This window comes from Halomonas sp. McH1-25 (genome assembly GCF_022348165.1).
Taxonomy (GTDB): domain Bacteria; phylum Pseudomonadota; class Gammaproteobacteria; order Pseudomonadales; family Halomonadaceae; genus Modicisalibacter.
Map to the genome: position 1 here is coordinate 275,779 of NZ_JAKRFI010000005.1, position 19,661 is coordinate 295,439.

17 protein-coding genes are annotated in these 19,661 nt (G+C 62.8%); 9 read left to right on the plus strand and 8 right to left on the minus strand.

Going from position 1 to position 19,661, the window contains the following annotated elements:
- Positions 1-69: 69 nt before the first annotated feature.
- The 4 genes from MHM84_RS14830 (at position 70) to MHM84_RS14845 (ending at position 4,256) form a co-directional block, all read left to right on the plus strand.
- Positions 70-1,077, plus strand: a complete 1,008-nt coding sequence (locus MHM84_RS14830; protein WP_239267131.1) for an amidoligase family protein — start codon at positions 70-72, stop codon at positions 1,075-1,077.
- Positions 1,074-1,763 (plus strand): gamma-glutamyl-gamma-aminobutyrate hydrolase family protein, encoded by a 690-nt coding sequence (locus MHM84_RS14835; RefSeq protein WP_239267132.1) that lies wholly within the window; start codon positions 1,074-1,076, stop codon positions 1,761-1,763. The genes MHM84_RS14830 and MHM84_RS14835 overlap by 4 nt, the downstream gene beginning before the upstream one ends.
- A 91-nt stretch (positions 1,764-1,854) precedes the next feature.
- On the plus strand, positions 1,855-3,540 hold the full coding sequence (locus MHM84_RS14840; protein WP_239267133.1) for a GMC family oxidoreductase N-terminal domain-containing protein: 1,686 nt from the start codon (positions 1,855-1,857) through the stop codon (positions 3,538-3,540).
- A 92-nt stretch (positions 3,541-3,632) separates the two neighbouring features.
- Positions 3,633-4,256 (plus strand): glutathione S-transferase family protein, encoded by a 624-nt coding sequence (locus MHM84_RS14845; protein ID WP_239267134.1) that lies wholly within the window; start codon positions 3,633-3,635, stop codon positions 4,254-4,256.
- Positions 4,257-4,335: 79 nt separating this feature from the next.
- Here MHM84_RS14845 and MHM84_RS14850 read toward each other — a convergent pair whose 3' ends face one another.
- Complete coding sequence (locus tag MHM84_RS14850) at positions 4,336-4,767, minus strand: OsmC family protein (protein WP_239267135.1); 432 nt, start codon at positions 4,765-4,767, stop codon at positions 4,336-4,338.
- 133 nt (positions 4,768-4,900) lie between these two features.
- Positions 4,901-5,449, minus strand: coding sequence for a DUF1415 domain-containing protein (locus tag MHM84_RS14855; RefSeq protein WP_239267136.1), 549 nt, complete (start codon positions 5,447-5,449; stop codon positions 4,901-4,903).
- Between the two features lie 108 nt (positions 5,450-5,557).
- Between MHM84_RS14855 and MHM84_RS14860 the strand changes: the two genes are divergently transcribed.
- On the plus strand, positions 5,558-6,448 hold the full coding sequence (locus MHM84_RS14860) for an aldo/keto reductase (protein ID WP_239267137.1): 891 nt from the start codon (positions 5,558-5,560) through the stop codon (positions 6,446-6,448).
- A gap of 4 nt (positions 6,449-6,452) precedes the next feature.
- Here the strand turns inward: MHM84_RS14860 and nfi are convergent, their stop codons facing one another.
- On the minus strand, positions 6,453-7,214 hold the full coding sequence (gene nfi / locus MHM84_RS14865; protein ID WP_239267138.1) for a deoxyribonuclease V: 762 nt from the start codon (positions 7,212-7,214) through the stop codon (positions 6,453-6,455).
- A gap of 64 nt (positions 7,215-7,278) precedes the next feature.
- The gene (locus tag MHM84_RS14870; RefSeq protein ID WP_239267139.1) at positions 7,279-7,698 is read right to left on the minus strand and encodes a DUF1499 domain-containing protein; all 420 of its coding nucleotides are present in this window, start codon (positions 7,696-7,698) and stop codon (positions 7,279-7,281) included.
- Positions 7,699-7,911: 213 nt separating this feature from the next.
- Here MHM84_RS14870 and MHM84_RS14875 point away from each other — a divergent pair, with 213 nt between their 5' ends.
- Both MHM84_RS14875 and MHM84_RS14880 read left to right on the plus strand, forming a co-directional pair.
- Positions 7,912-9,147 carry an exonuclease SbcCD subunit D C-terminal domain-containing protein gene (locus tag MHM84_RS14875; protein WP_239267140.1) on the plus strand — a complete coding sequence of 412 codons (1,236 nt, stop codon included), beginning with the start codon at positions 7,912-7,914 and terminating at the stop codon, positions 9,145-9,147.
- The gene (locus MHM84_RS14880; RefSeq protein WP_239267141.1) at positions 9,144-12,428 is read left to right on the plus strand and encodes an AAA family ATPase; all 3,285 of its coding nucleotides are present in this window, start codon (positions 9,144-9,146) and stop codon (positions 12,426-12,428) included. Before MHM84_RS14875 ends, MHM84_RS14880 begins: the two co-directional genes overlap by 4 nt.
- 27 nt (positions 12,429-12,455) lie before the next feature.
- Here the strand turns inward: MHM84_RS14880 and wrbA are convergent, their stop codons facing one another.
- A complete protein-coding gene (gene wrbA / locus MHM84_RS14885) occupies positions 12,456-13,061 on the minus strand; it encodes an NAD(P)H:quinone oxidoreductase (protein ID WP_239267142.1) in 606 nt (201 codons plus the stop codon).
- A 133-nt stretch (positions 13,062-13,194) separates the two neighbouring features.
- On the opposite strand from wrbA, the gene argE reads away from it, so the two are divergent.
- Positions 13,195-14,352, plus strand: a complete 1,158-nt coding sequence (argE, locus tag MHM84_RS14890; RefSeq protein WP_239267143.1) for an acetylornithine deacetylase — start codon at positions 13,195-13,197, stop codon at positions 14,350-14,352.
- Between the two features lie 101 nt (positions 14,353-14,453).
- Entirely contained in the window at positions 14,454-15,251 is a 798-nt protein-coding gene (locus tag MHM84_RS14895) for an FCD domain-containing protein (RefSeq protein WP_239267144.1), read from the plus strand.
- Between the two features lie 85 nt (positions 15,252-15,336).
- Here MHM84_RS14895 and MHM84_RS14900 read toward each other — a convergent pair whose 3' ends face one another.
- The 3 genes from MHM84_RS14900 to MHM84_RS14910 all read right to left on the minus strand — a co-directional run bounded on the left by MHM84_RS14900 (position 15,337) and on the right by MHM84_RS14910 (position 19,634).
- The gene (locus MHM84_RS14900; protein WP_239267145.1) at positions 15,337-16,224 is read right to left on the minus strand and encodes an SMP-30/gluconolactonase/LRE family protein; all 888 of its coding nucleotides are present in this window, start codon (positions 16,222-16,224) and stop codon (positions 15,337-15,339) included.
- 19 nt (positions 16,225-16,243) lie between these two features.
- Positions 16,244-18,046, minus strand: coding sequence for an IlvD/Edd family dehydratase (locus MHM84_RS14905; RefSeq protein ID WP_239267146.1), 1,803 nt, complete (start codon positions 18,044-18,046; stop codon positions 16,244-16,246).
- A gap of 154 nt (positions 18,047-18,200) precedes the next feature.
- Positions 18,201-19,634, minus strand: coding sequence for a sugar porter family MFS transporter (locus MHM84_RS14910; protein WP_343218292.1), 1,434 nt, complete (start codon positions 19,632-19,634; stop codon positions 18,201-18,203).
- Positions 19,635-19,661 lie beyond the last annotated feature (27 nt).

Consider the following 19,661-nt stretch of genomic DNA (forward strand, 5'->3'; position numbering starts at 1 on the left):
AGACTACCGGTGGTTCGCGCAGGAATGCCGCAACGATGAAACATGGTAAAGGATCGGCAGGAGAACCGCGTGAAACCTGAAGCGCCACCTTGTCCACGCAGCGGTGAAGGTCACTTGCGCCGCGTTGGAGTGGAAATCGAGTTTGCCGCCATTGCGCCCCTGGCTGCTGCCGGGCTGGTGCAGGAAAACTATGGCGGCAAGATCAGACGCCTTAGCCCTCATCGCATCAAGGTCGTCGATACCCGCTGGGGCGACTTCACGATCGAACTCGATGCCAAGTATGCCCATCCAGATGCCAAGTTCGTCCAGAAAGCCGAGACCAAGGGCAGCGACGATGAGTGGTCCCACTTGCGTCTGGAACTGCATAACCGCACCCGGGAATTGATCGGCGATGCCGTCGCCGGGGCCGGCGTCGTGCCTACCGAGATCGTCTGTCCACCGATCCCCTGGCTGGCCCTCAATGAACTGGATCTGCTCTTCGATGCCTTGCGCCAGCAAGGGGCGCGAGATACCCGCGACAGCCTGTTGTACGGCTTCGGTCTGCATCTCAATCCCGAGGTGCCCGGCACCGATGCGACCACGCTGCTGGCTCATCTACGCGCTTATTTGATCCTGGCGGAGTGGCTACGCGAAGAGATCGACATCGACATCACGCGGGAAGTGCTGCCGCACACCAATCCGTTCACCAAGGAGTATGCGCTCAAGGTGCTCGATCCCGGTTACGCGCCCGATCTGGATACGCTGATCGGGGACTACATCGCCGCCAATCCCACGCGTAACCGCGAACTCGACCTCTACCCGTTGTTCGCGCACCTACGCCCCGACTACCCCAGCGACTATCTGTCCGACGACCTGGTGAAACCGCGTCCGACCTTTCATTACCGTCTACCCAATGCGCAGTTATCGCAATCCGACTGGAGTGCGGTCGCCGAATGGAATCGCTGGGTCGAGGTCGAACGTCTGGCGGCGGATCCCGAGCGTTTGGCCGAACGCGGCGCCGCTTACCTGGAACATCATCGCCGCTCCTCAGTCACACGCTGGCTGGAGCGGCTCAAGGAGTGGATGAAGGATTCATGACACGTCCCCGGATCGGCATCACGACCTCGGACCACAAGAGCCGCCTTGCCTGGCTGTGCGACTGGCTGGCCGTGTGGCGGGCCGGCGGCAAGCCTGTTCGTCTGTCGCCGTCGCGCCCAGTGCCGGAGGGGCTCGACGGCCTGGTCGTGGGTGGCGGCGACGATATCGGCGCCCAACTCTACGGCGGTGAAGTCCAGCTCGATGTGCGTGTCGACCCTCAGCGCGACAGGCTCGAGCTCGATCTGCTCGAACGCCTGCTGCCGAGCGATTGTCCAGTACTCGGGATCTGTCGCGGCGCACAGATCATCAATGTGCATCTGGGCGGCTCGCTATACAGCGACATCTACACCACCTTCGAGCACATCAGGAAGCGTCGTACGGTCCTGCCACGCAAGACGGTCGACGTGGTCGAGGGCAGCTATCTGCATGAATTGCTTGGGGTCACATGGTGCCAGGTGAACAGTCTTCACCATCAGGCCATCGACCGCACCGGGGACACTATCGATATCGTCGCCCGCGACCGCAACGGACTGGTCCAGGGCATCGAGAGCCGTGCCTACCGGTTTCTGGTCGGCGTGCAATGGCACCCTGAGTTCCTGATTTTCAATCGACCCCAGCAGCGCCTGATCCGGGCCCTGGTCAGCGCCGCCGGCGAACGTGCGGAGCAACGCGCCCGGGCTCTCTGATCCTCGGCTACGACCAACGTCTTCTCTTGCTATGAAACGCACTCGCCTAGTCTTGGAGGCAGCGAGACGATAACAAGAGACGACAGTTGCCATGACATTGACCCGTTCCTACGCCGCCGCCGATACCCTGATCGTAGGTGCCGGCCCTGCCGGCTGCCTACTTGCCAAACGGCTTTCCGAGGATCCCCACCATCGTGTCATGCTGGTCGAGGCCGGCGGGCGCGACAACTACCCGTGGATCCATATCCCCGTGGGTTACCTCTATTGCATCGGCAATCCACGTACCGACTGGTGCTTTCGCACCGAGGCCGAGGACGGCCTCCACGGACGTTCGCTGGGCTATCCGCGCGGGCGGGTACTGGGCGGCTGTTCGTCGATCAATGGCATGATCTACATGCGCGGCCAGGCTCGCGACTACGATCACTGGGCGTCGCTGGGTAACCCCGGCTGGTCGTGGGCCGACGTCCTGCCATTGTTTCGCAAGAGCGAGGATCATTATGCCGGCGAGAATGCATTGCATGGCAGCGGCGGCGAATGGCGCGTGGAAGCGCAACGCCACAAGTGGGACATTCTCGAAACGTTCCGCGAAGCCGCCGCCGAGGTCGGCATCCCCCCGATCGAAGACTTCAATGGCGGCGACAACGAAGGCAGCAGTTACTTTCAGGTCAATCAGCGCAGCGGCGTGCGTTGGAATGCCGCCAAGGCATTTCTCAAGGGGCTCGAGCGCCGCCCCAACTTCACGCTGATTACGGACGCGGAGGTCGATCGCGTCCTCTTCGCAACGCACGAAGCGACACCCAGAGCCTGCGGTGTACGCGTTTGCCTGAACGGCGCCTGGCAGGAATTGCGTGCCAGCGAGGTCATTCTGAGCGCCGGCGCTATCGGCTCGCCGACGATCCTGCAGCGTTCCGGCATCGGCCCACGCCAACTGCTCTCCCAACTTGGCATTCCCGTGGTGCATGAATCTCCCGGCGTCGGCGAGAACCTGCAGGACCATCTGCAATTGCGCATGATCTATCGGGTCGAAGGTGCCAAGACGCTCAACGAGATCGCCGGGACCTGGTTCGGCAAGCTCGGCATGGCCTGGCAGTACCTGCTGTCTCGCAGCGGGCCAATGACCATGGCGCCCAGCCAATTGGGTGTCTTTGCCCGCTCCGCGCCGGACCAACCCAGCGCCAATCTGCAGTATCACGTCCAACCGCTATCGTTGCCGGCCTTCGGCGAACCGCTGCATCCCTATCCGGCGTTTACCGCCTCGGTATGCAACCTGCGCCCTGCCAGCCGGGGCCGAGTCGCCATTCGCTCCACATCGTCTTCCATTCCGCCTCTCATCCAACCCAACTACCTGAGCGAAGAAACGGATCGGCGTATCGCCGTGGATGCCATTCGTCTGACCCGACGCATCGCCGCAGCCCCGGCGCTGGCGCGCTACCGTCCGGAAGAGATCAAGCCTGGAACCGAGCTGCAAAGCGATGATGATCTGATGCGCGCCGCGGGGGACATCGGCACGACGATCTTTCACCCGGTCGGTACCTGCCAGATGGGGCAGAACGCAAACGCCGTCGTCGACCCACGCCTGCGGGTACATGGCGTGGCCGGGCTGCGGGTGGTCGATGCCTCGATCATGCCGACCATCACCTCGGGAAACACCTGTTCGCCAACATTGATGATTGCGGAGAAGGCCGCCGCCATGATCCTCGAAGAACGTCAGTGGCGAGCCGTTGGCGACACGACACGGTGTCAGGCCGCTTCTGAAGCGACCAGTCCGATGTCATAGCAGGAAACGCGCGGTATTGGGACGACGCATCGTGGTTTTCTCAACTATTCTCCTAGGGTGCCCCTATCGGCAGGACCGGCCAGGAGATAGCGATGCCCTTGGAACTCTTTCTCAACGCCACGTCCCCCTATGCACGTATCGTACGAGTATGCGCCCTGGAGAAAGGGCTCGAAGACAGGCTGATCTTGAACTGGGTCGACCCCTGGGCGGACGATGCGGAACTCATCGAGGTCAATCCCAGCGCCAAGGTACCGGCGCTGTGCTGTGAAGATCGCACTTCGATCACCGAAACGCTGCCCATCCTCTACTACCTCGATAGCCTGACGGAACGGCCGATTCTGCTGCCCCGTGAGTCGCTGGCAACGGTTCTGCATGGCGTCGGCCTTGGCATGGGCCTGGTGGATGCCAGCTTCCAGACCGTCATTGCACGCAAGCATGCCGGCCGCCCCGATGCCGACCGCAGCCATCTCGGCAAGCGCCGTCTGGCCGCCATCGAAAGGATTCTCAGCCGTCTCGAGGCCGAGACCGTGCCACGACGCAGATACAATGACGATCCGCAACCGACTCTGGACGAGATCATCATCGGTGTCGCCCTCGATTATCTTCGCTTTCGTCTGCCCGAAGTCGAATGGCCACTGCGTTTTCCGGCCCTGGCCGCCTGGGAAGACGCCCGCCTGTCGCGGCGCAGCTTTCACGACACGCGTTTCATCAGTTGAGTAGAGCAGGCAGGCGCCCTTCGAACACGACGACGCCGGCCCATGGCCGGCGTCGTGCTTCGTTCACGGATAGGAACGATCAGCTTTCCAGCTTGGCATCCAAGGTAATGTTGGCCTTGAACAGCTTGGATACCGGGCAGCCTTCCTTGGCCTTGTTGGCCGCTTCCTCGAACGAGGCCTGGTCGGCGCCAGGTATCCGGGCACGCGTCTCGAGATGGACGGCGCTGATGGTGAACCCGCTGTCGTCCTGCTCCAGCGTCACCGTCGCCTCGGTCTTGATGCTTTCCGGTTCGAGCTCGCTCTCGCCGAGAATCATCGACAAGGCCATCGAGAAGCAGCTGGCATGCGCAGCCCCGATCAGCTCTTCCGGGTTAGTGCCCGGCTGGCCCTCGAAGCGGGTATTGAAGCCGTAAGGGTTCTGCTTGAGCGCACCGCTTTCGGTGGACACCGTTCCTTTGCCCTTCTTCAGGCTGCCTTGCCATTCTGCTGAACCCTTTTTCTTGATGCTCATACTGCCTCCTATGGGTGAACAGATGAAAACGCGCAGCCGCATTTGAAATACCTGCGTTTAGCGGCCTTTCGCCCTACACACTGTAGCCGATGCCGGCATTCTGGCCATGACCATCGCCAGTGACCGGACGTCGTCAGGAGCGTTTCAGATCATCCAAGCGCGCCGTCAGCGCCTCGATGCCCAGCTTGCGCATCACCGCGACATTGCGCTCGGGAATGCGCTCGGGACGGGGGAAGTGAGCCAGGGCACGTTCGATACTCGCTTCGCGAAGGAGGTGCAGCATCGGCCAAGGTGCACGATTGGTGTAGTTCGCAGGATCGTCCGCTTCGGCTCCGTCGAAGACGTAGTCGGGATGAAAGCTCGCCAGCTGGTAAACCCCTTCATATCCTTGCTGCTCGAGCAGCGCCTCTCCCAGATCAAGACAGTCGAGATAATGTTCGAAATCCTCGGCGCCGGCGATCAGCACCAGCAGTGTGGTCTCGGTTCCCGGCGAGGCATCGAGATGGCGACACTCCTCGAACAGGATCAATAGCAGGTGCTCGACGTCGGTGGCATCTACCGGAACATAACGGATGCTGTCGCGCTCGAGCTCCCGTCGGGCGAATGGACAGACATCGAGTTCCACCACGAAGCGCTCGACCCAATCCCGGGACTGACGCAGCGGTTCGAGCGATGAATTCATAATAAGCTCTCTACGGATGGGGCTGGGCAGTATACACAGCCAAAGGCTGGCATTTTTCCGCTCGACTCACCAAGGTTCAATGGAAAGTCTTCAGTCCAGGAGAGAGACATGCCCCAACATTCCCGCCCTTACGTCACGCTGGCTGCCGATGACGACCTGCCCGCCCTCGACCTGCCCGCCGTCGGCCAGGGTACCTGGTACATGGGCGAGGGGCTTGCCCCGCGCCGCGATGAAGTTCGCGCCCTGCAACAGGGCTTGGCGCTGGGAATGACACTGATCGATACAGCGGAAATGTATGCCGACGGCGGAGCCGAGGAAGTCGTCGGCGAAGCCATCCGCGACCGTCGCGACCAAGCCTTCGTGGTATCCAAGGTATATCCCTGGAATGCCGGCCGAGACAGCGCCACCGCCGCTTGCGAGCGCAGCCTGGCACGCCTGGGCACCGACCATCTCGATCTTTATCTACTGCACTGGCCGGGCAGTATCCCCTTGGAAGAAACCTGGGAAGCCTTCGGGCGACTTCGCGAGCAGGGCAAGATCCGGCGCTTCGGGGTATCGAACTTCGATGTCGACGATATGCGGCGGCTCCACGCGTTACCTGAGGGCCAGCGTTGTGCCGTCAATCAGGTACTGTACCACCTGGGCTCGCGCGGTATCGAACACAGCCTGCTGCCGTGGCAACGCCGCCATGGGCTGCCGACCATGGCCTACAGTCCCATTGCCCAAGGCGGTCGCCTGCGCCAGCGCCTGCTCGACAGCGATGCCGTGCGTGCCGTTGCGCAAACGCATGACGCCACGCCGGCTCAGGTGCTGCTGGCCTGGGCAATCCGCCCGGTAGAAGGCAAACATGACGTCATCGCCATTCCCAAGGCCGTACAGTCGGCCCACGTCGAGGCCAATGCCGCTGCGCTGGAACTGCACCTGAGCGACGACGACCTGGCTGCGCTGGACGAGGCGTTTCCGGCGCCGGATCGCAAGCCCCCGCTCGACATCATCTGAACGTTCACGCCTGCTCACCGAGCCCCAGGGTGTCCTGGCTATCGGCGTCCCGGAAGCGGCGTCCCCGCCGTGATGCCAGCCGGTCCGCCAGGCGGGTCGGCTCCGGCAGCTTGGTGCGTCCCAGGCAGGCGATCACCCAATCGAGCGCCGTGGCCTGACTGATACGATGGCCAGGCGACACGATGACCGGCTTGACGCCCTGGCGACTGCGCAACATGGCGCCGATCACCACCCGGCCTTCGGCGTCCCGTTCGGCATCCTCCGGATCTTCCTGGCGGCGGCGATCGGTCAGCCAGGCCCACTCGCCGCGACCCTCGGGCACCTCGCCATGACGCCCGCACAAGCGTTTCTTGGCGATGCCGATGGTGGGCAGATCCAGCCATAAGCCAAGATGCGAGGCCACACCCAGCCGCCGTGGATGGGCAATGCCCTGGCCGTCGACCATGACCAATTCGGGGCGACGCGACAGCCGCTCGAAGGCACCTAGTGCGGCGGGAATCTCTCGAAATGACAGTAACCCGGGGATGTAGGGCATCCGGGTAGGTTCGCGATGCACGATTTCCTCGATCGGTACCAGATCCGGCCATGCCAGGAGCACCACCGCGGCACGCGTCGTCTCGCCTTCGTCCTCGAAGCCGATATCGACCCCGGCAATCACACCGACCTCACCCAGCCGATCGCGACGTACGACGCGTGGCGCCAGGTGACGCTGCAATTCGATGGCCTTTTCGGGCGACAGGGACCAATCGTGAAGGGAGTCGGGCATGGGGCATTCATCCTCAATCGCTATGACAATGCCCCCAGCCTAGCCCATAGTGCCGTCCTGAATGTCAGTCGCAGAAGCCCCAGCCTTCGAGGAGCATGCGAAGTTTCTCGACACGCGCACGATTCTTGCCCAGATCGCTCAGGCCCAGTCGTGAGGCACTGCGCACGTGGCAGACGTTCTCGTCCTCGCTCCAGAACAGTTCCAGGTCATCGACGAATCCCAGCCAGGCCGAGTGGCACTCGGCATGCAGGTAGGCGTCGGTCTGGGTGATGACCTCGGCTTCTTCGCAGGCGTGCAGAGCGCTAGCCAAGCGCGCCAGTATCTCCTTGCCGGTCATGCCGGGCGCCGAGAAGGGCGCGACATAGTGGGCCTGATCGTCGGCCTGACTGCAGACACAGTTGTGAATCGCCGGACAAGCCGCCAGCCTGCCCTGCTCAACCCCAAGGTTAATGGGCCGCTTGCTGGTCATCGGGTTGGTCAACATGATCCGCTTTCCTCGCTGTCTCTCTGCGTTTGGACTTGTTGTCGAGATCTTTATTCAGTCAAGCCTGTCGGACTGAATGCTGCAAGCTCCGTTTGCCCCAACCGGGCACATCGTGGATAGCGCATGTCATGTCGCGGTGCATAGAAGCGCAATGCCGCTCCTGGTCCCCCCTTTCGCCCTGTTACACTGCCCGCTTCAAGGCGGGAGCATAACGTGAAGCTGATCCATACCTCCGACTGGCACTTGGGCCAGACCTTTCACGGCCAGGAGCGCCATTACGAACACCAGCGCTTTCTCGACTGGCTACTGGACACCCTCGAGGCACGCCGCCCCGATGCCCTGCTGGTGGCCGGTGACATCTTCGACGTGGTCAACCCGTCGCTGCGCGCCCAGGAGCAGCTCTACAACTTCATTGTCGCCGTCCACGAGCGGTTGCCGCGCCTGACGCTGGTAATGATTGCCGGCAACCACGACAGCGGTGCGCGCATCGAATTGCCGGCCGCCCTGCTCAGGCGCCTGCGTGCCCATGCGCTGGGCCGCGTGGTGTGGCTCGACGATGGCCGCCTGGACGCCCATCGCCTGCTGGTACCGCTGGAAGATGCCGATGGCGAGGTACGCGCCTGGTGTCTCGCCCTGCCTTTCCTGCGCCCTGCCGAAGTCACCGGCGGCGAGGTCGGCGACGACTACGTGGCCGGCATCACCCGGGTTCACCAGCAGTTGATCGACGCCGCACAGGCACGCCGCGCGCCGGGCCAGGCACTGGTGGCCATGAGCCACGCCCACCTGCACGGCGCCGCCGTTTCCGAAGACAGCGAACGTCCGATAGTGATCGGTGGTGAGGAATCGCTGTCGGCCAGCCTATTCCCGGCGTGCATCGCCTATGTGGCACTGGGTCACCTGCACAAGCCCCAGCAGGTCGGCGAGGCTCGCATCCGCTACAGCGGCACCCCGCTGCCCATGGATTTTTCCGAGGCCCACTATCCGCATCAGATCGTCGAGGTCACGCTGGCTGGCGAAGCGCTTGGGAACTGCGAGATCGTCCCCGTGCCACGTGCCGTTGACATGCTGCGCGTGGGCCCGGCGCCGCTCGACGATGTCGTCGCCGAACTCGAAGCGCTCGACAGCGACACCCGTCTGCCCCGCTCGCGCTGGCCATGGCTGGAGGTACGCGTACAACTCGATGCGCCGCGAGTCGACCTGCGTGCCGTCATCGAACGCGCCCTGAGCGGTCAAGCGGTACGCTTGGTGCGCATCCAATCGCAGTACGCCCATCGCGACGGCGATCTCGCGCCGGGCCAGCAGCGCCTCGAGAACCTCGGCCCCCAGGCGCTGTTCGAACGCGCCTGGCAGGACAGCTACGGCAACCTGCCGGACGAGGCGACACGCCAGGATTTCGCCGATCTGCTGCAGTCGGTCATGGATAGCGACGCGGAGAGTGATCACACATGAAGATTCTCGCCATTCGCCTGAAGAATCTTGCCTCGCTGGCCGGCGAGCACACTCTGGACTTCTCGCAGGGGCCATTGCACGAAAGTGGCCTGTTCGCCATCACCGGCCCCACCGGGGCCGGCAAGAGCACACTACTCGACGCCCTGTGCCTGGCGCTGTTCGGCAATACGCCGCGCCTGCGCAATGCTCCGACACGCGACTCACAGACCCCCGACGTCGAGGGGGAACAACTGGTCACCGCCGACCCGCGCACCCTGCTGCGCCGTGGCACGGCAGCGGGCTTCGCCGAGGTGGATTTCGTCGGTCGCGACGGTGACCACTATCGCGCCCGCTGGTCGGTACGTCGCGCCCGGAACCGCCCCGAAGGCCGGCTGCAGGCCTCGGAACAGGCATTGATCGCCCTTCCCGACGAACGAATCCTGGCCAGCCAGAAACGCGAGTTCGATCGGCTGCTGCCCGACAAGCTGGGGCTGACCTTCGAACAGTTCACCCGCGCTGTCCTGCTCGCCCAGAGCGAATTCAGCGCCTTTCTCCAAGCCGACGACAACGCCCGCAGCGAGCTGTTGGAAAAACTGACCGATACCGGCATTTATTCACGCATCTCGGTGGCCGCCTACCAGCGCACCCGACAGGCCAGCGACGAGATCAAGCGCCTCGAGTCGCGCCTGGAGGGCGAACTGCCGGCCAGTGCCGAACAGCGCCAGGCCATGGAAGCCGACGCTGAGCAGGCGGAGCAGACCTGGCAAACCGTCCAGGCCCAGGCCGATGCACTCAAGACACGCCGTGCCTGGCTCGAGCAAGAACATCAGTTGCGCGACAGCTGGCAGCAGGCCGTCACCGCCCGTCAGCGAGCCGAGGAGGCCCATGCCGCCCTGGCCGATCAGCGCACCCGACTCATCCAGCTCGATGCCCTGGCGCCACAGGCGCATCGCTTCCTGCGTCAGCGCGAGCTCAAGCGTGAACTTGCGGCCCTGCTGGACCAACTGGAACGTACGCGCCATTCGCTCGACCAGGCCGAACGCCAGCAGCGCGATGGCCAAACCGCCTTCGACGCTGCCCAACGTCGGGCCAGCCAAGCCTATGAGGCCCGACAGCAGGCACAGCCGCTACTCGACGAAGCCAGCCGCCACGCCCAACGCCTGGACGACCTCACCGGCGACATCGACGTTCAGCAGCGTGAGCGTCAGCAACTCGAGCGGCAACTCAACGATACGCAGCACGCCCTGGCGGTCAAACGCGACGAACACAGCCGCTCCCAGACCGAGCTGCAGCGGTTGGAGGGTCGCCTTGGCGAGCACGGCGCTTTGGCGCAGCACCGTCAAGCGCTGCAACAGGCCGAAGATCAGGCGCGCCAGCAGCTCATGGCATGGGAAGAAACCCGTCACGCCTGGCAGCACTGGCAACGGCTAACGACGCAGCAGAGTGCCCTGGAGGCCCAGCAGCAGCAGGATCGTCAGGCACAGGCAACGACGACTGCAGAGGGTCGCGACGCCAGGCTGCGTCTCGAGCAGGCAGAGCAGCAGGCACAGCGAGTACGTGAGAGCATCGAACGCCTGCGTGCCGTGCGCAGCGAAAGCGTCGAGAAGCTACGCGCCCAGCTGCAGGCTGACGCGCCTTGCCCGGTGTGCGGCAGCCTCGAGCATCCCTACCGTCATCGGCCACCCGCCTCGCCGGCCCAGGAAATGCTCGAGCGGACCGAGCGTGAAGAAGAGCGTCAGTTGGCCGAAGCCAGCGAGCGACTCGAGGCGGCTCGCGAAGCGCATCAGACACTGACAGCACGTTATCGAACCCTACAGACACAGCTGACCCAGCGACAAGAGCAGTTGGACGTGGCTGTGCGCGCGACGGCGGACGCATACCGGCCACTCGATGCCCTGCCGGCAGGTCGTGAACTGCTGGCTCAGGACGAAGCGCAACGCGCCGACTGGCTGGAGTCTCAGCTCCTACTGGCCCGCCGTCAACGCGACGAGCGGCAGCAGGCGCTGCAGCAGTTCGACCAGGACCAGCAGCGCCTGACGCCACTGCGCGAAACGTTGACGAGGCTGACCGTCGAGATCGGCAAGCTCGACAGCCAGGCCCAGCATCAGCAACAACGCCTCGACCATATCGACGCCAGCCTTACGCCCAGGCTTGCCGAGCGGGACACGCTGCACCGGACGCTGAGCGAACGACTCGGCGACTATGCCAATGTGGCGCAGTGGCGTGACGCGCTGGAGCGAGACGCCACAGATGCCGAGAAACGCTTGAGCGACGCACGCACCGTGCTGGACGGCGCCCGTCAGGCGCACCAGCGGCTCAGGCTGGAACTCGAGCACGGCGCCACCCAGGAGGCTACGCTCCGGCGCGAGCTGGAATCGCTGGGAAATGCACTGCAAGCATGGCGTGACGCGCACCCGACTATCAGCGACGCGACGCTGGAACAGCTACTGAGCATGGATGACGCAGCGCAGAGCGCACTGCGCACCCGACTACAACAGGCCGATCAGGCGCTGCGCGATAGCCAACTGCGAACCCAGGAGCGTCTTACTACTTTGCAGGAACATCGTCGCAGCCAATTCGATACTGCCCTGTGCGACGATCCCGAGGCATGCCTGACTCATATAGAGGCATTGGCGGCAGCTCTGGAAGAGGAAGAGACCGAACTTGCGCCCCGCCAGCAGCAGACGCAGCAGCAACGCGACGATACGCTCCACTTGTTGCGCGACGACGACCGCCGCCGCCGCGCCATGCGCGCCCTGCAAACCGAGCTCGACGCAGCCCGCGCCGAGCAACGACGTTGGGGAAAACTCTCCGCGCTGATCGGCTCGGCCGATGGCAAGGCGTTCCGGCGCATCGCCCAAGCCTACAACCTCGAACGCCTGCTGGAGCACGCCAACACGCACCTTGCCGGGCTGTCACGGCGCTATCGCCTGGTACGCGGCGGCAGCCCCCTGGGACTGCTGGTCATCGATACCGACATGGGCGACGAGCAGCGCTCCGTGCATTCGCTGTCCGGTGGCGAGACGTTCCTGGTGTCGCTGGCATTGGCGCTGGGCCTGGCCTCGATGGCCTCGGGCCGACTGAAAATCGAGTCGCTATTCATCGACGAGGGTTTCGGCAGCCTCGACCCGCAATCGCTGGCGCTGGCCATGGAGGCGCTGGACGGCCTGCAGGCCCAGGGTCGCAAGGTGGGAGTGATTTCACACGTCCAGGAGATGCATGAACGCATCCCGGTACGCATCTGCGTGGAGCCGGCCGGCAACGGCGCCAGCCGGCTCAGTATTGCCCAAGGGCAGGCATGACGGGGAAACGCTGGTATCTGGAAGCGCTTACTCCTGCATGCGGCGAGTAATGGTGGCTACATGCTCGCCCTGAAAGCGGGCGATGGTCAGCTCGTTTTCGCTGGGCTGACGGCTGCCGTCGCCACCGGCGATGGTCGTCGCCCCGTACGGCGTGCCGCCGGAGACTTCGTCGAGCTCGGTCAGCGCCGGGCATGAATAGGGCACTCCGACGACGACCATCCCCAAGTGGAACAGCATGGTGTGAATCGAGGTCAGGGTAGTCTCCTGTCCGCCGTGCTGGCTGGCGGTGGAGGTGAAGGCGCTCCCCACCTTGCCGACCAGCTTGCCCTGCGCCCAGACACCACCGGTCTTGTCCCAGAAATTGCGCATCTGCGAGGTCATGTTGCCATAGCGGGTCGGCGAGCCGATGATGATGGCATCGTAATTCGCCAGCTCATTGGGATCGTCGAGCAGTGGTGCATCCTGATCCAGCTTGTAACCGGACTTCTGAGCAATCTCGTCAGGCACCAGCTCGGCGACCCGGCGAATATCCACCTCGGTCCCTGCCACGCTGCGCGCACCCTCGGCAACTGCCTTGGCCATGGTCTCGATGTGGCCGTAGCTCGAGTAATAGACGATCAATACCCTGCTCATCGCTGTTCTCCTATCTGCATGGATGGAAACCCTCTCAACCATGGTCTACAAGCCGCGTGGCGTCAAAAGAGTCCCGGCAGGGACCACCGACATGCTAGGCTGAGCCGAGACTTTCGAACCGGGAATGATCACCATGGGCTCCGCACCGTTGCTGCTCGAGACACTGATCGGTCACGCCAGTGTGTCACGCGACTCCAACCTCGAACTCATCCGCTTCATCGAGGGCTATCTCGACGAATTCGGCGTGCCCTTCGAGCGCATCGAGAACGACGATGGCAGCAAAGCCAACCTGCTGGCCCGGATCGGGCCAGATGTTGCAGGCGGTGTGGTGCTCTCCGGGCACACCGACGTGGTGCCCGTCGATGGCCAGCCCTGGACCAGTGAACCATTCTCCCTGACCGACCGCGGCGACGGCCGACTCTATGGTCGCGGCAGCTGCGACATGAAAGGCTTCATTGCCTGTGCCCTGGCCCAGGTGCCGGCGTGGGTGGAGCAACCCCTCGAGCGCCCCATCTACCTGGCGCTCTCCTATGATGAAGAAGTCGGCTGCCTGGGCGCACCGCGCATGATCGAGCGCCTGATGGCCGGACACCCCCGCCCCGCCGTGGTGATCGTTGGTGAACCGACGCTGATGGCACCGGTGGTCGCTCAAAAGGGCATTACCAACCTGCGTACCACCGTGACGGGATGCGAAGCCCACAGCAGCCAGGTCAACCAGGGCGTGTCGGCCATTCACGTCGCGGCGCGCCTGGTCACGCGCATCGAAGACATCATGGCCGAGCTGCGTGACGAGGGCCGGGTCGACGATGCTTTCAATGTCGCTCATTCCAGCTTGCATGTCGGCAAGATCCAGGGCGGTACGGCGATCAATATCATGGCCCGCGAGTGCCGTTTCGACTGGGAAATCCGCCACTTGCCCCAGGATGGCTTCGATGAGGTCTTCCACCGTTTCGAGACCTTCTCACGTGAGCTGGAAAGCGAACTCCAGCATCGCTCGCCGCGAGTTTCCATTTGCACCGAGCCGCTGACCGAGACCGTCCCGGGCCTGGCCGATCGCGACAATGCCGAGGCTTTGGCGCTATGTCACGCCTTGCTCGGCGAACGCGACAGCGAAGCGGTGGCCTATGCCACCGAAGCCGGCCAGTTTCAACGGGCCGGGCTGGCCACGGTCATCTGTGGCCCAGGCAGTATCGCCCAGGCGCATCAGCCAGATGAGTATATCGAGATCGTCCAGCTCGATGCCTGCATGGCGTTCATGCAGCGCCTGGGCGACCATTTCAGCCAAGATTGATGCAAACTCTTGCGCCGATAGTCGTAACCCACCAAGAGTTACATTGCCGAAATGTTCAACATATGGCAGCTTGAAGCCAAATCTCGTTGGACATTCGTTACGTGAAGGACAAGAAACGCAAGACAACCTCCCGCCCTAGTGTCGTCGAGGCGCTCGCCGAAGCGATCTTCTCGGGACACTACCAGCCGGGCGATTTCGTACCCAAGGAACTCGCCCTTTGCGAGCAGTTCGCCATCAACCGTTCCGCCGTGCGCAGCGATCTGCGCCAGCTGGTGGATGTGGGGATCATCGAGCGCATTTCGGGACATGGCTCCAAGGTGCGCGAACACGCCGAGTGGAACATTCTCGACCCGTTGGTCACCGAATGGATGACCCGCTACGCCTCGCCCAACCCGCAGTTGCAACGCGAGATACTGGCCTTCCGCCTCGATGTGGAGCCTTATGTCGCGATGACCGCCGCCCAGCGCGCCACTGCCAAAGACCTGGTCGCCATCGAAGAGGCATTCGAGGGCATGGGCCAGCATCTGCGCACTCCGCCGAGTTCCGACGATCCCAGCGTCAAGGCCAGGCTACATAGTGATTTCGACGTCGCCTTTCATGCGGCCATCTTCAAGGCGACGCACAACATCGTCTGGGCACAGCTGTCACATATCCTGCGCCCCTCCATCTACCTGTTGGTGTCGATGTCGAACGTCAGCGAAACCGATGACCCCGCAGAAAGTCTCGAGCGTCACCGGCGTCTGATGGAAAGCATCCGTACCCGGCAGCCCCGCGAAGCCTTTCTGGCCGCCCAGGAGGTCCTCGGCGGCACGGCACGGGCACTAGGCATCGAGCCCGGAGAAAGTGCCCTGGGGGGCGAGTTCAACTGGGTCAAACCGGCTAAGGACACCACGGCCTGAACGAAGTCGGCCGTGGCATGAAGTCCTGACAAAGAGAAAACAAGCCTGACTTGCCTGGCACAGGCCGAGTCAGTTTGCTGGCCGCTCACTCTGCAAAGCGCGGTTCCGGTAGGCCCGGCACGGCCGTCTCGAGCTGGAACAGGCTACCGGCCAGGGGCCAGCGCCGCTTGCCGGCTTCGTCGAGGTGCTGCGTCGCCGTGGTGATGTACAGCGTTCGTTGTTCGCTACCGCCGAAAGCCAGCATCGTTGGGTGGGGACAGGGCACATCGTAACGCTCGACCAATTGTCCTGCCGGGGAAAAGCGCACGACCTGCCCACCATCGTACAGCGCGCACCAGTAATGCCCTTCACAGTCGATAGCGGCCCCGTCGGGCACGCCGGGCAGGTCCTGCTCCGCCAAGTCGATCCAGGGTTCGGCCTCCCCTAGTGTCCCGCTATTCAGATCGAAGGCATGACGCACGACACGCCGCGTCAGCGAGTCGGTGTGATACAGCCAGCGTTGATCGGGACTAAAGGCCAAGCCGTTGGAAATGACCAGGTTGTCCTTGCGCAGTTGCAGTTGGCCGTTCGTCAAGCAGTAGAGTGCAGCGCTCGGAGACACCTCGTCTCGATCGATGGTCCCTACCCACAGGCGTCCCAGAGCGTCGCAGCGTCCGTCATTGAAGCGATTGCCCTTGCTCGACCACTCAGGGTTCAAGGCCAGGCTCTCGCTGGACACCGTACCATCGCGCGACACCTTGCGTAGCGCCGAGGCCGTCGCTGCGACCAGCCCGTTGCGAGCCAGGGCAATGCAACCTACCGGTTCGTCAAGGTCCCAGGTAGCGGGTGGCTCATCGCTTTCAAGGCTCCAGGCAAAGACTCGTCCACAGCGAATGTCTACCCAGTAGAGCGTCTGTTCATCGACCGACCATAAAGGGCATTCACCCAGGCTCATCTGCAGACGGACCGCCACTTCAACGCTGCTGCTTGGCATGTGCCTCCCCCCGGCTACGTCAGTGATTGTCCCTGGGCGGTGTACGCCGGGCCACGTCGCGATATTTGGTGGCCGGTTCCAGGGTCATGCCACGGTCATGCTGCTCGACCAGGCTACGCTGAATTTCCTGCCATGGCGTCTGATGCGGCGGGTAGATATAGCCGCCCTGCGATGCCAGGCGTTCACGGCGCTGCGCCAGCTCCTCATCGGACACCAGCAGGTTGGCCTCGCCCTTGCGCAGGTCGATGCGAATACGATCCCCGGTCACGAGCAACGCCAAGCCGCCACCGACTGCCGCTTCAGGCGCGGCATTGAGTATCGATGGCGAGCCCGACGTGCCCGACTGACGACCATCCCCCAGGCAGGGCAACGACTCGATACCGCGCTTTATCAACGCCTCGGGCGGTTGCATGTTGACCACCTCGGCACCACCCGGATGGCCCACCGGCCCGGCGCCGCGCATGATCAGGATGGTGTTTTCGTCGATTTCCAGATCGGGATCGTCGATGCGTGCATGGTAATCCTCGGAGCCGTCGAACACTGCCACGCGACCTTCGAAGGCATCCGGGTCGTCGGGGCGGCTCAGGAAGCGCTGACGGAATTCGTCCGATATGACGCTGGTCTTCATCAACGCAGAGTCGAACAGGTTGCCCTTCAGATTGATGAACCCGGCATACTCCAGCATCGGGTTGTCGTAACGGCGAATGACGTCTTCGTCCAAAGTCTCTCGACCTTCGACGTTTTCCGCCAGCGTACGTCCATTGACGGTACGCGCTTCGCCATGCAGTTTACCGGCCCGAAGCAGTTCGTTGAGCACCGCCGGCACCCCGCCGGCACGATAGAATTCCTCGCACAGGTAGGCACCGGCCGGCATGACGTTGCTCAGCAACGGGATCTGATGACCCAGGTGCTGCCAATCGTCGTTGGTAAGCTCGATGCCTGCATGACGGGCAATGGCGATGATATGGATCGGCGCATTGCTCGAACCGCCCAGTGCCGAGCAGGCGACGATGGCATTCTCGAACGCCTCGCGGGTGAGAATGTCCAGCGGACGAATGTCCTCCCAGACCATGTCGACGATACGCTTGCCGGTATCGTAGGCGACGATGGAGCGTTCCTTGTACGGCGCGGGGATGATCGCCGAGCCAGGCAAGCTCATGCCCAGGCATTCCGCCATGGAGTTCATGGTCGAGGCGGTGCCCATGGTATTGCAGTGCCCGACGGACGGCGCCGAATCGGTAGCTCGCGAGATGAACTCCTCGTAGTCGATGTCCCCTGCCGCCAGACGCTTGCGAAGCTCCCAAATGATGGTGCCCGAACCGACACGCTCGTTGCTGCCACGCCAGCCATTGAGCATCGGCCCCCCGGACAGCACGATGGCGGGAATATTGACGGTGGCCGCCGCCATCAGGCAGGCGGGGGTAGTCTTGTCGCAGCCGGTCGTCAGCACCACGCCATCCAGTGGGTAGCCATGCAGCACCTCGACCAGGCCCAGGTAGGCCAGGTTACGATCCAGCGCCGCCGTTGGGCGCCGCACGTTCTCATGGATCGGATGCATGGGGAATTCGAATGGCACGCCGCCCGCCGCACGAATGCCATCTTTGACTCGCTTCACCAGCTCGATGTGATGACGGTTGCAGGGCGTCAGGTCGGAACCGGACTGAGCGATGCCAATAATCGGCTTGCCGCTGCGCAACTCTTCCAGCGTCACCCCATAGTTCATGTAGCGCTCGATGCAGATTGCCGTGGTCCCGGGGTGCTCGGGGTTGTCGAACCACCAGCGCGAGCGGAGCTGGCTAGGTGTGATCTTGGGATCGCTCATGGTCTGATGCCTTTAACCGATGAATCCGTGAACAGTCGAAACACAATCGATGACCAGCCTAAACATCCAGCCACCTTCTTCGGGAGAGTAGCCTATCCCGGAAACCGTGTATGTTGAACAAATGGATTATATGTACAACATAACAAGCCAGCTATCACTCATAGGTCATGGCTTCCAGTTCCCTACCCTTGGTCTCCTTGACGAACTTGACGACGAAGAAGATCGAGACCACTGCGCAAAGAGCGTAAAAGCCATAGGCTCCGGCCAGCCCAACCGACGCCAACATGATCGGGAAAGTCATGGTAATCGAGAAGTTAGCCAGCCACTGGAAAAGCCCCGAAATCGCCAGGCCCGAGCCGCGCATCTGGTTGGGAAACATCTCGCCCAGCATGACCCACATGACCGGCCCCCAGGAGACGTTGAAGAACAGCACGTAGGCGTTGGCCGACAGTAGCGCGATGACGCCCATCTCGTCGGATAGCCTCAGCGAATCATTGACCATGCTGGCCGTGGAAAATGCATAGGACAGCACGAGCAAGGTCACAGCCATGCCCACCGATCCACCCCATAGCAGGGGCTTGCGTCCGATTCTGTCGATCAGGGAGATAGCAATGAGGCAGGCACCGATGCTCACAGCACCACTGATGACATTGATCAGCAAGGCATCGTTCTCGGAAAACCCCACGGACTGCCAGAGTACCGCCCCATAGTAGAAGACGACATTGATGCCCACCAGTTGCTGAAAGACCGCCAGTCCTACGCCAACCCACACGATGCCATGAATCTTGCCGGTTGCCCGGTTGACGACATCTGACAAGCGCGGCTTGTGACGGCTGGACAGGGTCTCCTTGATTTCTACAACCTTCTCTTCAAGCTCGCTTTGCGAATAGGTCAGTGCCAACACTTTTCTGGCCTTGCTCTCCTTGCCGGCACTGATTAGGTAGCGCGGGCTTTCCGGAATGAACAGCAAGGCGGACAGAAAGAAGGCCGCCGGCAGAATCTCGATCCAGAACATCCAGCGCCAGGCCGCGAAGTCGAGCCACAAGGTCGATACTGACGAACCTGCGAGCTGTGCCAGCATATAATTGCTCAGAAACGAGACGAACAGCCCCGAGATGATGGCTACCTGCTGAATCGTTGCCAATCGCCCTCTCACCCGGGACGGAGCGATTTCGCTGATGTAGGCGGGCGTCATTACACTCGCCGCTCCTACCGCAATGCCTCCCAGGATGCGATAGAGGACGAACTCCAGCGACGATTCGGCGACGCCCGACCCCCAGGCACTTATGAGAAAGAACAAGGCCGATACCAGCAGCACGGTGCGACGGCCATAGAAATCCGCCAGGCGACCGGCGAAGAAGGCCCCCGCGGCGCACCCCAGCAGCATCGAGGCCACGTTGAAGCCTGTGCCCACACTGTCGGAATCGAAGGCCGCCTGCAGGCCATCGACGGTGCCATTGATGACTCCGCTGTCAAACCCGAACAGGAAACCGCCGATGGCAGCAATGCAGCAGATGATAAAAATGTAGACGGGTTGTTTTTTGTTGATGTCTGGCATGCTCGACTCCTTACGTCCTGTATTTGTTATTGCTCGTTAGCGTTGAATACGATGTGT

Excerpts from the sequence above, each read along its gene's own strand:
- MHM84_RS14835 (WP_239267132.1), top strand. The coding sequence starts at position 1,074 with ATGACACGTCCCCGGATCGGCATCACGACCTCGGACCACAAGAGCCGC.
- MHM84_RS14840 (WP_239267133.1), top strand. The coding sequence starts at position 1,855 with ATGACATTGACCCGTTCCTACGCCGCCGCCGATACCCTGATCGTAGGT.
- MHM84_RS14845 (WP_239267134.1), top strand. The coding sequence starts at position 3,633 with ATGCCCTTGGAACTCTTTCTCAACGCCACGTCCCCCTATGCACGTATC.
- MHM84_RS14850 (WP_239267135.1), bottom strand. The coding sequence starts at position 4,767 with ATGAGCATCAAGAAAAAGGGTTCAGCAGAATGGCAAGGCAGCCTGAAG.
- MHM84_RS14855 (WP_239267136.1), bottom strand. The coding sequence starts at position 5,449 with ATGAATTCATCGCTCGAACCGCTGCGTCAGTCCCGGGATTGGGTCGAG.
- MHM84_RS14860 (WP_239267137.1), top strand. The coding sequence starts at position 5,558 with ATGCCCCAACATTCCCGCCCTTACGTCACGCTGGCTGCCGATGACGAC.
- nfi (WP_239267138.1), bottom strand. The coding sequence starts at position 7,214 with ATGCCCGACTCCCTTCACGATTGGTCCCTGTCGCCCGAAAAGGCCATC.
- MHM84_RS14870 (WP_239267139.1), bottom strand. The coding sequence starts at position 7,698 with ATGTTGACCAACCCGATGACCAGCAAGCGGCCCATTAACCTTGGGGTT.
- MHM84_RS14880 (WP_239267141.1), top strand. The coding sequence starts at position 9,144 with ATGAAGATTCTCGCCATTCGCCTGAAGAATCTTGCCTCGCTGGCCGGC.
- wrbA (WP_239267142.1), bottom strand. The coding sequence starts at position 13,061 with ATGAGCAGGGTATTGATCGTCTATTACTCGAGCTACGGCCACATCGAG.
- argE (WP_239267143.1), top strand. The coding sequence starts at position 13,195 with ATGGGCTCCGCACCGTTGCTGCTCGAGACACTGATCGGTCACGCCAGT.
- MHM84_RS14900 (WP_239267145.1), bottom strand. The coding sequence starts at position 16,224 with ATGCCAAGCAGCAGCGTTGAAGTGGCGGTCCGTCTGCAGATGAGCCTG.
- MHM84_RS14905 (WP_239267146.1), bottom strand. The coding sequence starts at position 18,046 with ATGAGCGATCCCAAGATCACACCTAGCCAGCTCCGCTCGCGCTGGTGG.